Here is a 13,226-nt window from a genome sequence, read left to right as displayed (position 1 = left end):
CGGTCGAGCATGCTGAGCGCCGCCTCCCGCTCGGCCGTGCCGGTGGCGTGCGTCAGCGTCGCGTCGACCGCAAGCCCATTGCGGTTCTCCATGAGCACATGGCCCATGTAGCATAGCCGGCTCGGATGGCCGTCCGCCTTGCGGTAGAGCCGTGCGTCCGGATCGGTCGTGGAAGCATGCGTCTGGTTCGAGCGCTTCTCCTTGCGAAAGTCGCGCTCGCCATTGCGGCCCGGCCCGGGCGGCTCTCCCGAACCATCCTTCGGCCGGAAGCTCTTCATCGAGGCCCAGGCGTCGATCAACGTGCCGTCGACCGAAAAATGATCGCTCGACAGAAGCTTCCTCACTTTGCCAAGACCCATCAGAGCACCCAGGAACTCACGCGCAACATCGGCCTCCAGGAGCCGATCGCGATTGTGGGTGAACACCGTCGCATGCCACGCCGGCGCGTCCATCGGCAGGCCGACAAACCAGCGGAACAATAGATTGTAGTCGATCTGCTCCATCAGCAGGCGTTCCGAACGAACCGAGAAGAACGCCTGCAGCAGTGTCGCCCGCAGCAGCATCTCCGGTGGTATCGACGGCCGCCCCATTCCCGAATAGAGCGCCTCAAAGCGGGCATCCAGACAGCCTAGCGCTTCGTCGCACAACCGTCGGATCGCCCGAAGCGGATGATCCGTGGGAATGCGTTCCTCCAGCCGGACATAGCTGAAAAGACCTTCCGACCGTTCATCCCGTCCGCGCATTGCAAATCACTCCAGCTCGCAAACCGAAGTGAATCACAAAACATCACCAAACGCGACTTTTGCAGCAGCCTGTTAAAGCGCGTCGCCTGAATCCGTTTCAGCGCGACGCGCTTTAGACAGTCGTTCTCCGTCACGGCTTCCCGCACGGGTGACGGTTCCTGTCGAACTGCTGCGACAACGCGCCTCGCGTGACGCCGCGCCGCTTTGACCGGGGCGTGTTCGCGGCCTATCCTTCAAGCATAAATTGCAGCCGGAGCCCAGCATGGACCCGCTCGTTCTGTCGCGCATTCAGTTCGGCGCGAATATTTCGTTTCATATCCTGTTTCCGGCGATCACCATTGCACTTGGCTGGGTGCTTCTCTTCTTCAAGCTCCGTTACAACGCATCAGGCGACTCCGCCTGGATGCGCGCTTATTTCACCTGGGTGAAGGTTTTCGCGCTGTCCTTCGCCATGGGCGTGGTTTCGGGCGTCACCATGAGCTTCCAGTTCGGCACCAACTGGCCGGGCTATATGGAAACGGTCGGCAACATCGCCGGGCCGCTGCTCGCCTATGAGGTGCTCACCGCCTTCTTCCTCGAGGCGGCCTTCCTCGGCATCATGCTGTTCGGCTTCCGCCGCGTCTCCAACCGCATCCACACGCTGGCGACCGTGCTGGTGGCGGGCGGCACCACCGTCTCGGCCTTCTGGATCATCGCGCTGAACTCCTGGATGCAGACGCCGGCCGGCTTCGAGATGCGCGACGGCAAGGCGCATGCGCTCGACTGGTGGGCGGTCATCTTCAATCCGTCCATGCCTTACCGGCTGGTGCACATGCTGCTCGCATCCGGGCTCACGGTCTCCTTCCTGATCGCCGGCCTGTCGGCGCTGCGCTATCTTTACGGCGACCGCTCGGAATCGATGTGGAAGGCGCTGCGCACCGGCGTCTTCACCGCCGCCATCCTGATTCCGATCCAGATATTCGCCGGCGACCAGCACGGGCTGAACACGCTCGCGCACCAGCCGCAGAAGATCGCCGCCATGGAAGCCAACTGGAACACCGGCCCCAACGTGCCCCTGGTGCTGTTCGCGCTGCCGGACGAGGCGGCCAAGGAGAACAAGTTCGAGCTCGCCGTTCCCGATGGCGCCAGCCTGGTGTTGCGCCACAGCGTGAGCGGCGTCGTGCCCGGCCTCAACGACTATCCGGGCAACCATCCGCCGGTCTTCCCGGTGTTCTGGGGTTTCCGCATCATGGTCGGCACCGGCATCCTGATGCTGGTCGTCTCCTGGTCGGCGGCCTATTTCCTCAAGCGCCGCCACGGCCTGCCGAAGCCGCTGGCCCTCATCATGGTGCCGATGGCGCTCTCCGGCTGGCTGGCGACGTTGGCCGGCTGGTACACCACCGAGATCGGCCGCCAGCCCTGGCTGGTCACCGGCGTCCTGAAAACGGCGGACGCCGTCGGCCCGGTTGCCGGCAGCCACGTCGCGCTGACCCTGGCTGTCTACCTCATCCTCTACGTGCTGCTTTTGATCGCCTATCTCGGCGTGCTGGTGCATCTGGCGCTGAAGGCGGCGAAGGATGGCGACACCTCGCCGTTGCCGGGTGCCATGAACGCGGCCCTTTCACAGCAGGCCGCCGAGGAGTGATTGTCCGATTTGCGGAGATAGTACCATGCCAGAACAAAGAGATCGGCGATCGCTTCGGCTTGTTTGGGCACTCCAGTCGGACGCCGGCGCTGCCCCTCACCTGCCTGCCGGCATCCTCTCCCCGTATAGTGACGGGGAGAGGGGCGCTCTCATCGCCGGTTTCGCCAATCTCCAGCGCTGCAAGAAAGGCGCCGAGGCGGCGGCCATCCCCCTTCTCCCCGTCACTATACGGGGAGAAGGTCCCGGCAGGGGGATGAGGGGCGGCGCCGGCTTCGGCGATTGGTCAGAAGCGAATGACTTGGAAACAGAATCCCGTCCGATCACGTCGAGATTGAACGGCTCTGGCGAGTGGGGAGAATAAAATGACCTTCGACTGGCCAACCGCGCTGCCGCTGATCTTCGCCGGCCTGATGGGCCTCGCCATCCTGATCTACGTCATCCTCGACGGCTTCGATCTCGGCATCGGCATCCTGTTCGCAGGCGCCGAAGATGCCGAGCAGGATACGATGATCGCGGCGATCGGCCCCTTCTGGGACGCCAACGAGACATGGCTGGTGCTGGCGGTCGGGCTTTTGCTGGTCGCCTTCCCGATGGCCCATGGCACCATCCTCACCGCGCTCTATTTGCCGGTCTTCCTGCTGCTGGTGGGCCTGATCCTGCGCGGCGTCGCCTTCGATTTCCGCGCCAAGGTGCCGGCCGGCAGGAAGCACCGCTGGAACCGCATCTTCTTTCTGGGCTCCGCCACCGCCTCGCTGGCGCAGGGCTACATGCTGGGCGTCTATGTGCTCGGCCTGGATGTCGGCCTCGGCGGCATGGCCTTCGGCGCGCTGGTGGCGCTCTGCCTGTCGGCGGCTTACGCCGCGATGGGGTCCGCCTGGCTGATCTACAAGACCGAGGGCGATCTGCAGGTCAAGGCCGTGCGCTGGCTGCGCACCACGCTGGTGCTGACCGCGCTCGGCATGGTGGCGGTGTCTTTAGCCACGCCTTTCGCCAGTCCGCGCATCTTCGACAAATGGTTCCTCTGGCCCGAGATCCTCTATCTCTCGCCGCTGCCGATCCTGTCGGCGCTGCTGTTCCTGTGGCTGTGGCGGCAGACCTTCCATCTGCCGAAGCCGGAAGACCGGCATGCGTTGCGGCCGTTCCTGACCCTGGCCGCCATCTTCACGCTCGGCTTCGCCGGGCTCGCCTGGTCGTTCTACCCTTATGTCGTGCCCGACAGGCTGACGATCTGGCAGGCCGCCTCGGCGCCGGAGAGCCTGGCCTTCATCCTGGTCGGCACCGTCGTCGTGCTGCCGATCATCATCTTCTATTCCTTCTACGCCTACCGCGTGTTTGCGGGGAAGGCGACGGATCTGACGTATGATTGAGGGAGCGGCATGGGGTGCCATAGAGTGCAGACGCCCCACTCCGTCGCGCCCCCCTCTGGCCTGCCGGCCATCTCCCCCTCAAGGGGGGAGATCAGCGCTCAGCCGGCTTCGCCAATCTCCTACGCTGCAAAGTGATGACGGGCGCCGCAGCTGCCAATCTCCCCCCTTGAGGGGGAGATGCCCGGCAGGGCAGAGGGGGGTGCTGTCCCGCCGGCGTTTCGCGTTTCGTATGCTTCAGCTCTTGCTACCCGCCTGCACCAGCACCGGCTTCTCGCTGTAGAGCTGTGGGAACAGCGACTTCAAATTCTCGATCTTCGGCAGGTCGTTGTAGACGATATAGGGGTAGGTCGGGTTCAGCGTCAGGAAATCCTGATGATAGTTTTCGGCCGGATAGAAGGTCTTGCCGGTCTCCAACGTCGTCACGATCGGCTTCGAAAACACCTTGGCCTTGTCGAGCTGGGCGATGTAGCTCTCGGCGACCTTCTTCTGCTCGTCGTTCTCGGCGAAGATCGTCGAGCGGTATTGCGTGCCCTGGTCCGGCCCCTGGTAGTTGAGCTGCGTCGGATTGTGCGCGACCGAGAAATAGACCTGCAACAGCTGGCCATAGGTCACCTTCGACGGATCGTAGGTGATCTCGACCGATTCCGCGTGCCCGGTGCGGCCGGTGCCGACGGTCTCGTAGACGGCGTTTTCGGCGCTGCCGCCGGTGTAGCCGGAAACCGCCTTGCTGACGCCCTTGACGTGCTGGAACACGCCCTGCACGCCCCAGAAGCAGCCGCCGGCGAAGATGGCCGTCTCCGTGCCGCCGGCCGCCTTTTCATCCACAGCCGGCGGCGGGATCACCACCGCGTCCTCCGCCGAACGTGCGGGCGTTTGCCAGAAGGCGGCCGCTGCCGCCGTCAGCACCAGCGCCGCAAGCGCGCCGCGCGCGAAAAATGGCGATCGCCGCGCGGCCTTTGTCTTGATGCCGTTCATGTCTGATCTCCTTGGTTTGGTTCCAGTATATACGATGGAAGCGTTGAGGCGGTTCTCAATTTGCCGTGCGGCGCTCCCCCTCATCCGGCCCTTCGGGCCACCTTCTCCCCGGTGGGGAGAAGAGATTGGCGCCGGCGCCGACAGTCTCCTCTCCCCTTGGGGAGAGGTCAGCCGAGCGAAGCGGAGGCTGGGTGAGGGGGCGTCACACAAGCTCAACCTATTGAGCCGTGGTATCCGCCGGAGCCATCGCGTCGGCCGGCTTCATCGCATCCGTCACCGGCTTCATGGCGTCCGCCGGCTTCATCGCGTCGGTTGCGGGTTTCATCGCTTGTGTCGCCATCGCGTCGGGCTTCATCGTATCGGCCGGCTTCATCGCGTCCGTAGCCGGCTTCATGGCGTCGGTGGCCATGGCGTTGGCGGGCTTCATCGCATTGGTCGCGTCGTCGGCGCGGGCGCCGGCGGCGAAGGCCGTGGTTGCGAGCGCAAGCGCGAGCGCGGTCAGGTATTTGGTCATGGTAGTCTCCTTGGTTTTGGCGCGCGAAGATGCGGGCCTTGGTGAAGCGTTGCCGCTCTCATGCGGCCCCGCGCGAGAGAAAGAAAATCAGTCCGCCGCCGCGGCCAGGATCGGCCCGCCGTCCGGCGCCTGCACCAGCACGGCGGTGCTGAGGCCGCCGCCGGCCGCGGGCAGCGGCAGCGTCGCCGCCTTGCCGTTCCAGCGGCCGAGCTTCTCCAGCGAATGCACGACATTGGCGTGCGGCAGCGTGCGGCCGGTGTTTTCGCCACGCGACACCGGCACCTCGATGACGCCCTTGTCATAGCGCACCAGCCAGATGTCGGCGCCGCCGCCCGGCGCCGTGCCGGCGCCGATGCTGACCTTGCCGTTGCCGAGCGAAAGCTCCGGACCCTGCGTGCGGCCACCCTTGTTGATCAGGCTCTGGATCTCGCCCGGCGCGGCGCCTACGGCATCGTGGCTGCCGTTCACCACCACCTGCGGCGTGAACGGCCCGTCATGGCCGAGCGGCGGCTCGTAATTGACCTGGCGCTGGGTGAACTCCTGCCGGCCGAACGTGTCCTTCCAGCCGAGATAGTCCCAATAGGTGACGTTGAAGGACAGCGCCAGAACGCCCGGCTGGTCCTTGACCTTGATCAGGTTGGCATTGGCCGGCGGGCAGGACGAGCAGCCCTGGCTGGTAAACAGCTCGACCACGGTGAGCGGCTGTGCGGAAGCAGCGCCGAGAGTTGCGGCAAGCGCCGCGCCGGCGAGCAAAACCTTGCCGAGCGTTGTCTTTGGTCCGGTCATGGGAAGCAGTCTCCGTTGCGGCGATGCTCCTCATTTCGCCGCCGCGGAAGACTTCGTTACAGCTTCACCGGTTTGTGATTGGGGGGCCTTTCCCTTCTCCCCTTGTGGGAGAAGGTGTCGCCGAAGGCGACGGATGAGGGGTGTTCCAGGGAACGCCGACGTCTCACTCCGCTGGAACACCCCTCAACCGTCTCGGCGCTGCGCGCCGATCCACCTTCTCCCGCAAGGGGAGAAGGGGAGGCCGCTACTGCGTCAGCACCGTGTCGGACGGCCGCTGGTCGAAGGCGCACTTGCCGGTCACGGTGTAGAAGAAGTCGGCGTTGTCGACGGTGGCCGGCACCGGATTGCCGCCGTCTTCCCAGGCCTGGTAGCCGGTCTGGCCGCAGGGCACCGAGGTGAAGATGTCGACCTTCTGCCCGGTCGCCACCTCCGGCATGTCGGTCTTGCTGGGGCCGATATAGAGCCGGTTCGAGGTGCTGGGGTCGTTCGACTTCAGCACCTTCGGGTTACCCGACGGAACGTCCATCTGCAGATAGAGCTGGTCCATTTGGCTGACGTCGATCACCGCGCCGGCGCCGTTGGCGGGATAGAAGGTATCGGCGCAGGAATAGGACGTGCCATACTGATCGGTCTGGATCACCGACCCGGAAGGCAGGCTCTTCCCGAGGCTCTTTGCCGTGCCGGTCGTGCAGACCTGTTTCTGGACCACCGTCGTGGTCGACCCGTTGATGGTGCTCACCGTGGTGGTGCCGTAGCCTTTCGGGTCGCCGTAGCCGTTGTAATTGTAAGTGATCGTCATCAGCGGCTTGGCCACCTTGCTGCCGAATTGGGTGCCATAGAGCGTCATGGTCTTGGCCCAGTAGCCCGACACCTTCGTCACTTTGAAGGTGGACTCCACCAGCGCCGGCTTCTTGCGCACCGCGGAGGCCACGCCGACGGCCACCGATTTGATGTTGGCAATCCCCATGAAATCGGTCGGCATCGGATAGGCCGCAGTGGCTTTGAAGCTCGCCGTGCCGTCGGCGGCGACGTCGACGGCGGTGAGCGTCGCATCGCCCTGTCCGCTATTGGCCCTATAGGCCTGCTGCAGCGCTGTCTGGCGGTCGGCCTTCGTGGTCGTCGTCGGCATGGTGGTGATCGACAGCACCGCGGCGTCCAGCGCGTTCTGCATGTTGCTCCTGGTGGTCGTCGCCGAGGTGTAGTCGACGGAAAAGCCGACCGCGAGCAGCAGCGGGATCGTCAGAAGGACCATGAGCGGCATCATCGAGCCGCTTTCCGAGCGGACGAAATTCCTTGCGGACGAAAACATTGCTTGACCCCCCAACAGCGCCGGCAGCACAGCCTGCCTACAACCCAAGGGTAGAACTATGCCCTAAAGGCGTGCATGAAAGTTTAAGCGGAGCGCGGCCCCCTCCTTCTCCCCTTTTGGGAGAAGGTGGCCTCGCGAAGCGAGGTCGGATGAGGGGTGTTGGACGGAATGCGACCTTGAAGTTGTCCGCTCTCGGTGCCTAACCGCCCACGTCGAGTTCCTTCCAACACCCCTCATCCGTCTCGGCGCTGCGCGCCGATCCACCTTCTCCCACAAGGGGAGAAGGAAAGGCCCCGCCGCTTGCCCCTCACCCTTGCCCCTGCTAAAGCGCGCCGCATGACGACGCCGCTCGACCACATCCGCAATTTCTCCATCGTCGCCCATATCGACCATGGCAAATCCACGCTTGCCGACCGGCTGATCCAGCTCACCGGCGCGCTGGAGGAGCGCGACATGAAGGAGCAGGTGCTGGACTCGATGGACATCGAGCGCGAGCGCGGCATCACCATCAAGGCCCAGACGGTTCGGCTCAACTACCGCGCCAAAAACGGCGAGGATTACGTGCTGAACCTCATCGACACGCCCGGCCATGTCGACTTCGCCTATGAAGTGTCGCGCTCGCTCGCCGCCTGCGAGGGCTCGCTGTTGGTGGTCGACGCCTCGCAAGGCGTCGAGGCGCAGACGCTGGCCAATGTCTACCAGGCCATCGACAACAACCACGAGATCGTCGTGGTGCTGAACAAGGTCGACCTGCCGGCCGCCGAGCCCGAGCGCATCCGCGAGCAGGTGGAGGAGGTGATCGGCCTCGACGCCTCCAACGCCGTGCTGATCTCGGCCAAGACCGGGCTGGGCGTGCCGGACGTGCTGGAGGCGATCGTCCACCAGCTGCCGCCGCCGCGCGAGGGCGACATCGCGGCACCCTTGAAAGCGATGCTGGTCGACAGCTGGTACGACGCCTATCTCGGCGTCATCGTGCTGGTGCGCATCATCGACGGCGTGATGAAGAAGGGCCAGACCATCCGCATGATGGGCACCGGCGCGAAATACCTCGTAGAGCGCACCGGCGTCTTCAAGCCGGCCCGCGTCAATGTCGACGAGCTCGGCCCGGGCGAGTTCGGCTTCTTCACCGGCTCGATCAAGGAAGTAGCCGACACCCGCGTCGGCGACACCATCACCGAGGACCGCCGCCCGACGCAAAAGGCCCTGCCCGGCTTCAAGCCGGCGCAGCCGGTGGTGTTCTGCGGCCTGTTCCCGGTCGACGCCGCCGATTTCGAAGACCTGCGCGCCGCCGTCGGCAAGCTGCGCCTCAACGACGCCAGCTTCTCCTATGAAATGGAGACCTCCGCCGCGCTCGGCTTCGGCTTCCGCTGCGGCTTCCTCGGGCTATTGCACCTGGAGATCATCCAGGAGCGGCTGGAGCGCGAGTTCAACCTCGACCTCATCGCCACCGCGCCCAGCGTCGTCTACCGCATGAACCTCATCGACGGCACGACCAAGGAATTGCACAACCCGGCCGACATGCCCGACGTGGTCAAGATCGCCTCGATTGAGGAACCATGGATCCGCGCCACCATCCTCACGCCGGACGACTATCTCGGCGGCATCCTGAAGCTTTGCCAGGACAGGCGCGGCATCCAGGCCGATCTGTCCTATGTGGGAAAACGCGCCATGCTGACCTACGACCTGCCGCTCAACGAGGTCGTCTTCGATTTCTACGATCGGCTGAAGTCGATCTCCAAGGGCTACGCCTCCTTCGACTATCACCTGACCAACTATCGCGAGGGCGATCTGGTCAAGATGTCGATCCTGGTCAATGACGAGCCGGTCGACGCTCTGTCCATGCTGGTGCACCGCTCGGCCGCTGAAAAGCGCGGCCGCGCCATGTGCGAGAAGCTGAAGGAGCTGATCCCGCAGCACCTGTTCAAGATCCCGATCCAGGCCGCGATCGGCGGCCGCATCATCGCCCGCGAGACCGTCTCGGCGCTCCGCAAGGACGTCACCGCCAAATGCTACGGCGGCGACGTGACCCGCAAGCGCAAGCTGCTCGACAAGCAGAAAGAGGGCAAGAAGCGGATGAGGCAGTTCGGCAAGGTGGATATCCCGCAGGAAGCGTTCATTCAGGCGCTGAAGATGGGGGATTGAGAAGCCGGTTGGCGTGCAGAGCGCGCCAAGCCATCGATCCAGTGAATCGATGGCAGGCTTCGAAAGCGGGGGAGCTGCCGGCAGGCAGCGGGCCCCCCGCCAGCGCGGCGCTGAAGCTGCGCGGTGGAGGTTACAAGCGAACTATGAGTTCTTAGTATCCCGGCCGTCCGGTTCTTTTGCGACACCCTTGAACGGACCTTCCGAGGCCTTGCGCTCCATGAAATGGCCAGTGCGCTCGTCTCGTTTCTGCCAGTCACCGTTTTCGTGCTGGAACTGCGTCCTGCCAGTCACTGCGCCTCTGCGGTAGTCATCACCCGTGTTCTTCGCCATGCCGGCCTCCTTCGAACAGAAAGAGAACGTATTCCGATTCGCTTCTGGTCTCTAGGGCCTTGAATGTACCGTAGTAGTGACTTGTTAGCCCTTGCGGCCCGCCTGTAAATAAGGTTCAGTCGCCGAACCTAAGTGCGCCAGGAACGAGAGCATGAAAGTAATTTCATTTTTCAACAACAAGGGCGGCGTCGGGAAAACGACGCTGACAGGGAATATATGTGCCTATCTCGCTATCGAGATGAAAAAGAGAATTCTTGTAGTCGACGCCGATCCGCAATGCAATGTAACTCAGTTCATATTGGGTGACGAAAAAACAATTAATATGTATTGGCCGGAGTCTGATCCGAAGCATAATATACGAACAAATACAATTTTAGATGTGGTTCAACCGACACTCGACGGCGACGCCTCGGTAAATCATGCAGTTAAATTCCTGCCGGCGAAGACGAATAGGTTCGGCGTTTCGCTTCTGCCTGGTCACCCAAGATTTTCGCTTCTAGAGGACGCTCTGTCGGCGGCCTGGACGGAACTACCCAGCGGCAAACCGGGAGGTTTTCGGATATCGAACTGGCTTCGAACATTTCTCAAGAAGTTCGAAGGCGAATTCGACTTTGTTTTCGTCGACGTAAGCCCCTCACTGGGCGCCTTGAATAGGTCTATCCTATTATCTTGCAATCATTTTATCTCTCCACTCGGGGCAGATGCATTCAGCATTCTCGGTTTGAGGAACATCGCAAGCTGGATGACAGGATGGATCAAATATTATGAAGTTGGTTTGGAGCAATCAGAGCGCCTAAACCCTGGTAGCCTCAACAAGTATGACGTACCTAAAAAGATACCTGTGAGGAATGGTTATGTTGGATACACCTTGCAGCAGTATATCGCAAAAGCCAAGGAGGGGGTACGGCGGCCAACAAAAGCATACGAGCGCATATTGGAGGACCTGCCTGAAGAAGTCAGGAAATATATGATCGAGTTCAGCTTAGAAAAGATGTATCAAAGCTGCATCTTGGCGACGTTCCCAATCTGTACAGCCTTATTCCTCTAGCTAAATCCTCAAACGCACCGATAATTGCCTTGCGCTCGAAAGATGGATTGGTAGGGAGTCAATTTCTCCAGGCATCTGAATATACCGACATTATAAGCCGCCTAGCTAAGAAGATACTTGAGGGTATCGATGGGTAGTGTTTGGCCAGAAGCATTGGTGCGCGAGTTTGCCGAGCGGCGTGCGGTGCTCTTTTTGGGAGCGGGATTTTCGATTGCGACGGCTACCGCTGATGGCAAAAGCTTTCCAAGCTGGACTCAGTTATTGCTATCGTTGGCTCAAAAATTGCCAAAAGCAGTTGAGAGGACAGCAGTCCAAAAGCTAATTAAATTCCAGAATTATTTAGATGCAGCTCAAATAATTTGGGACCAAGTGCCCGCTGCGGATCTGCGTCAGAAAATTATCGACACTTTTTCCCTAAAGCTGAGTTCCCCACAAGATCTCTATCGGTGTATAATAGATGTCGATCCTCATACCTTGACGATAGGCCTCCGGCTCTCTTGAGTTTAGCGCCTGCGCTGGACCTGCACACGTCGCCCGCCTAGTAGCTGGCATTCCATGCCACCTTCACCATCCCGCCACCTCGTTGTATCCTCTCCTCCGGCTTGGGGAGACGTCACATGCGCTCCACTCTGGATACCGTTGCCGCGATCGGCCTCGCCATCGGCGGCGCGTTCGGCTTGGCGGGCACTTTCGTTGCGAGCGATGCGCTGCGCGAAACGGTCTGGACCATCGACGGCGTGGCGATCGTCGTGGCAGTGGCGCTGCTGGTGATGAAATACCAGCGGCTGGGCAATGACCTCGTCGCGGCCGGCTTCCTCACCTTCCTGGCCGGCGAGAGCCTGCTTCTGGCCGGCAATGCGGCGGGCCTGCAGGCCAGCGTTCCTTCCTATGTCGGCGGCATTTCGCTCTGGGCGGCGGGGCTCATTATGGTCAGCGCGCAAGCCACCTTCGCGCTCTGGATACGGCTCACCGCTTTTCTCTCGGCCGCGCTCTTCGTCGTCTCGGCGGCGATGATCCTGTGGGGCGCGCCGCTGCTCCCCACCTCCTCGCCGCTGCCCGCCGCCGGCTATCCGTTCCTGGTCCTCACCTTCATCGGCTGGATCTGGACGCTGATGAAATCCGGGCGCTGAGCCGATGCCCGCCCCGCTCGAAATCCGCAACAGCGCTTCGGGAAAAATCTTTCCGGCGCTCGGCTCGTTCCTGATGGCGGCGATCTTCGGCTTCTATATGGTCAAGGGGCTGTCCATGGGCGCGCCGGGCGGCGGCGTGTTCATGGTGGCGCTGCTGACGCTCGGCTTTGCCGGGCTCGGGCTCTTCATCGCGCGCGGCGCCTTCGACACCAGGGTCCAGGTCGTCTTGGATCAGCGCGGTTTCCGCGATGCTCGCGCCGGCGACGTGCTGGTGCCGTGGCAGAAGGTTAGGAGCGTGTGGCTTGCCTCCGGCAGGGGCGCGGCGATGCTCAATTTCGAGCTTACCGAGGTGCCGCCCGACGAGATCCGATACGCCCCCGCCAACGCCTTCGGCCTGCTGCCCTTCGGCAAGACCACCGTGCATATGGAGGTCTCCTCGCTCGATGTCAGCGCCGAGGAGATGGTCGACGCGGTGAAGAAATTCGCGCCGCATGTGGAGGTGAGGAGGTAGGGCTCCCTTCTCCCCTTGTGGGAGAAGGTGGCCGCGAAGCGGCCGGATGAGGGGTGTTGGACGGAGTGAAGCGCTGGCGATCTTGCACGATGCGGCGCTGGTGGCGACCGTCGTCGCCAAGCTGGAGCACCCCTCATCCGTCTCGGCGCTGCGCGCCGATCCACCTTCTCCCACAGGGGGAGAAGGGGAGGTCGCGCCGTTTCCGTACCCGTGTTCTACTGCCCTCTGGAAACCCATGATGATTCGCGCTCTGCTCGCCGCCCTTCTCCTCACCACCCCGGCCTTCGCCGCCGACATGTCGGTCTTCGTGCGCAACCAGCGGCTGGACGGCGTGGCGCTGGAGCTATTCAGCCGCGACAGCGAGAAAGTCTGGCCGGGCGGCGACAAGGTCTTCCTCATCCGTCCGGGGGCGAAGAAGTCGGTGCCGATCTCCTGCGAGCCCGGCGAGCACATCTGCTGGGGCGCCTGGGTGAACGGCGATGATTCCATCACCGCCGGCGTCGGCCCCGACAACGACCGGCCCTGCGACACCTGCTGCTTCATCTGCACCGAGCACTCGACCGAGACGGTGGATCTGGCGGAGTAGCGGGGCCTCTTCCCCTTCTCCCCTTGTGGGAGAAGGTGGCCGCGAAGCGGCCGGATGAGGGGTGTTGGACGGAGTGAAGCGCTGGCGATCTTGCACGATGCGGCGCTGGTGGCGACCGTCGTCGCCAAGCTGGAACACCCCTCATCCGTCTCGGCGCTGCG

General features: G+C 62.8%; 14 protein-coding genes. 8 read left to right on the top strand and 6 right to left on the bottom strand.

The genetic code is table 11. The features are described 5' to 3' along the window. Window positions 1-743: IS5 family transposase (locus ABID26_RS35130; RefSeq protein ID WP_354418083.1), on the bottom strand; the 743-nt coding region annotated here is incomplete at its 3' end. A 262-nt stretch (window positions 744-1,005) separates the two neighbouring features. Between ABID26_RS35130 and ABID26_RS35125 the strand changes: the two genes are divergently transcribed. Both ABID26_RS35125 and ABID26_RS35120 read left to right on the top strand, forming a co-directional pair. Beyond that, complete coding sequence (locus ABID26_RS35125) at window positions 1,006-2,367, top strand: cytochrome ubiquinol oxidase subunit I (RefSeq protein WP_292345370.1); 1,362 nt, start codon at window positions 1,006-1,008, stop codon at window positions 2,365-2,367. 362 nt (window positions 2,368-2,729) lie between these two features. After that, on the top strand, window positions 2,730-3,734 hold the full coding sequence (locus tag ABID26_RS35120) for a cytochrome d ubiquinol oxidase subunit II (RefSeq protein ID WP_292304626.1): 1,005 nt from the start codon (window positions 2,730-2,732) through the stop codon (window positions 3,732-3,734). 234 nt (window positions 3,735-3,968) lie between these two features. On the opposite strand, the gene msrA is transcribed toward ABID26_RS35120, so the two are convergent. From msrA to ABID26_RS35100, 4 genes are all read right to left on the bottom strand, one after another. After that, on the bottom strand, window positions 3,969-4,709 hold the full coding sequence (gene msrA, locus ABID26_RS35115; protein ID WP_292304625.1) for a peptide-methionine (S)-S-oxide reductase MsrA: 741 nt from the start codon (window positions 4,707-4,709) through the stop codon (window positions 3,969-3,971). A 217-nt stretch (window positions 4,710-4,926) separates the two neighbouring features. Beyond that, on the bottom strand, window positions 4,927-5,223 hold the full coding sequence (locus tag ABID26_RS35110; protein WP_126096936.1) for a hypothetical protein: 297 nt from the start codon (window positions 5,221-5,223) through the stop codon (window positions 4,927-4,929). An 87-nt stretch (window positions 5,224-5,310) separates the two neighbouring features. Further along, window positions 5,311-6,009, bottom strand: coding sequence for a DUF1223 domain-containing protein (locus ABID26_RS35105; protein ID WP_126096935.1), 699 nt, complete (start codon window positions 6,007-6,009; stop codon window positions 5,311-5,313). Window positions 6,010-6,253: 244 nt separating this feature from the next. Then, window positions 6,254-7,318: a TadE/TadG family type IV pilus assembly protein gene (locus ABID26_RS35100; RefSeq protein ID WP_292374968.1), complete on the bottom strand. Its 1,065-nt coding sequence runs from the start codon at window positions 7,316-7,318 to the stop codon at window positions 6,254-6,256. A 336-nt stretch (window positions 7,319-7,654) separates the two neighbouring features. Between ABID26_RS35100 and lepA the strand changes: the two genes are divergently transcribed. After that, window positions 7,655-9,460, top strand: coding sequence for a translation elongation factor 4 (gene lepA / locus ABID26_RS35095; protein ID WP_067323374.1), 1,806 nt, complete (start codon window positions 7,655-7,657; stop codon window positions 9,458-9,460). Between the two features lie 141 nt (window positions 9,461-9,601). On the opposite strand, the gene ABID26_RS35090 is transcribed toward lepA, so the two are convergent. After that, window positions 9,602-9,790 (bottom strand): hypothetical protein, encoded by a 189-nt coding sequence (locus ABID26_RS35090; protein WP_292374964.1) that lies wholly within the window; start codon window positions 9,788-9,790, stop codon window positions 9,602-9,604. A 151-nt stretch (window positions 9,791-9,941) separates the two neighbouring features. On the opposite strand from ABID26_RS35090, the gene ABID26_RS35085 reads away from it, so the two are divergent. The 5 genes from ABID26_RS35085 to ABID26_RS35065 all read left to right on the top strand — a co-directional run bounded on the left by ABID26_RS35085 (window position 9,942) and on the right by ABID26_RS35065 (window position 13,065). Further along, entirely contained in the window at window positions 9,942-10,838 is an 897-nt protein-coding gene (locus ABID26_RS35085; RefSeq protein WP_354418079.1) for a ParA family protein, read from the top strand. Between the two features lie 129 nt (window positions 10,839-10,967). After that, window positions 10,968-11,339 carry an SIR2 family protein gene (locus ABID26_RS35080; protein WP_354418077.1) on the top strand — a complete coding sequence of 124 codons (372 nt, stop codon included), beginning with the start codon at window positions 10,968-10,970 and terminating at the stop codon, window positions 11,337-11,339. A 116-nt stretch (window positions 11,340-11,455) separates the two neighbouring features. Next, the gene (locus ABID26_RS35075) at window positions 11,456-11,968 is read left to right on the top strand and encodes a hypothetical protein (protein WP_292374955.1); all 513 of its coding nucleotides are present in this window, start codon (window positions 11,456-11,458) and stop codon (window positions 11,966-11,968) included. 4 nt (window positions 11,969-11,972) lie between these two features. Beyond that, a complete protein-coding gene (locus ABID26_RS35070; protein ID WP_126096930.1) occupies window positions 11,973-12,479 on the top strand; it encodes a hypothetical protein in 507 nt (168 codons plus the stop codon). A 46-nt stretch (window positions 12,480-12,525) separates the two neighbouring features. Next, a complete protein-coding gene (locus tag ABID26_RS35065; RefSeq protein ID WP_354418075.1) occupies window positions 12,526-13,065 on the top strand; it encodes a hypothetical protein in 540 nt (179 codons plus the stop codon). Window positions 13,066-13,226 lie beyond the last annotated feature (161 nt).

Origin of the sequence: Mesorhizobium shonense, assembly GCF_040545255.1 — a bacterium.
GTDB lineage: Bacteria > Pseudomonadota > Alphaproteobacteria > Rhizobiales > Rhizobiaceae > Mesorhizobium > Mesorhizobium shonense.
The sequence above is the reverse complement of the archived record's forward strand: the minus strand, read 5'-3'. Positions and strand labels throughout refer to the sequence as shown.

What these genes read in the sequence shown, in the direction of transcription:
- ABID26_RS35125 (WP_292345370.1), top strand. Translation starts at nt 1,006, where the DNA reads ATGGACCCGCTCGTTCTGTCGCGCATTCAGTTCGGCGCGAATATTTCG.
- ABID26_RS35120 (WP_292304626.1), top strand. Translation starts at nt 2,730, where the DNA reads ATGACCTTCGACTGGCCAACCGCGCTGCCGCTGATCTTCGCCGGCCTG.
- msrA (WP_292304625.1), bottom strand. Translation starts at nt 4,709, where the DNA reads ATGAACGGCATCAAGACAAAGGCCGCGCGGCGATCGCCATTTTTCGCG.
- ABID26_RS35110 (WP_126096936.1), bottom strand. Translation starts at nt 5,223, where the DNA reads ATGACCAAATACCTGACCGCGCTCGCGCTTGCGCTCGCAACCACGGCC.
- ABID26_RS35105 (WP_126096935.1), bottom strand. Translation starts at nt 6,009, where the DNA reads ATGACCGGACCAAAGACAACGCTCGGCAAGGTTTTGCTCGCCGGCGCG.
- ABID26_RS35100 (WP_292374968.1), bottom strand. Translation starts at nt 7,318, where the DNA reads ATGTTTTCGTCCGCAAGGAATTTCGTCCGCTCGGAAAGCGGCTCGATG.
- lepA (WP_067323374.1), top strand. Translation starts at nt 7,655, where the DNA reads ATGACGACGCCGCTCGACCACATCCGCAATTTCTCCATCGTCGCCCAT.
- ABID26_RS35090 (WP_292374964.1), bottom strand. Translation starts at nt 9,790, where the DNA reads ATGGCGAAGAACACGGGTGATGACTACCGCAGAGGCGCAGTGACTGGC.
- ABID26_RS35085 (WP_354418079.1), top strand. Translation starts at nt 9,942, where the DNA reads ATGAAAGTAATTTCATTTTTCAACAACAAGGGCGGCGTCGGGAAAACG.
- ABID26_RS35080 (WP_354418077.1), top strand. Translation starts at nt 10,968, where the DNA reads ATGGGTAGTGTTTGGCCAGAAGCATTGGTGCGCGAGTTTGCCGAGCGG.
- ABID26_RS35075 (WP_292374955.1), top strand. Translation starts at nt 11,456, where the DNA reads ATGCGCTCCACTCTGGATACCGTTGCCGCGATCGGCCTCGCCATCGGC.
- ABID26_RS35070 (WP_126096930.1), top strand. Translation starts at nt 11,973, where the DNA reads ATGCCCGCCCCGCTCGAAATCCGCAACAGCGCTTCGGGAAAAATCTTT.
- ABID26_RS35065 (WP_354418075.1), top strand. Translation starts at nt 12,526, where the DNA reads ATGAGGGGTGTTGGACGGAGTGAAGCGCTGGCGATCTTGCACGATGCG.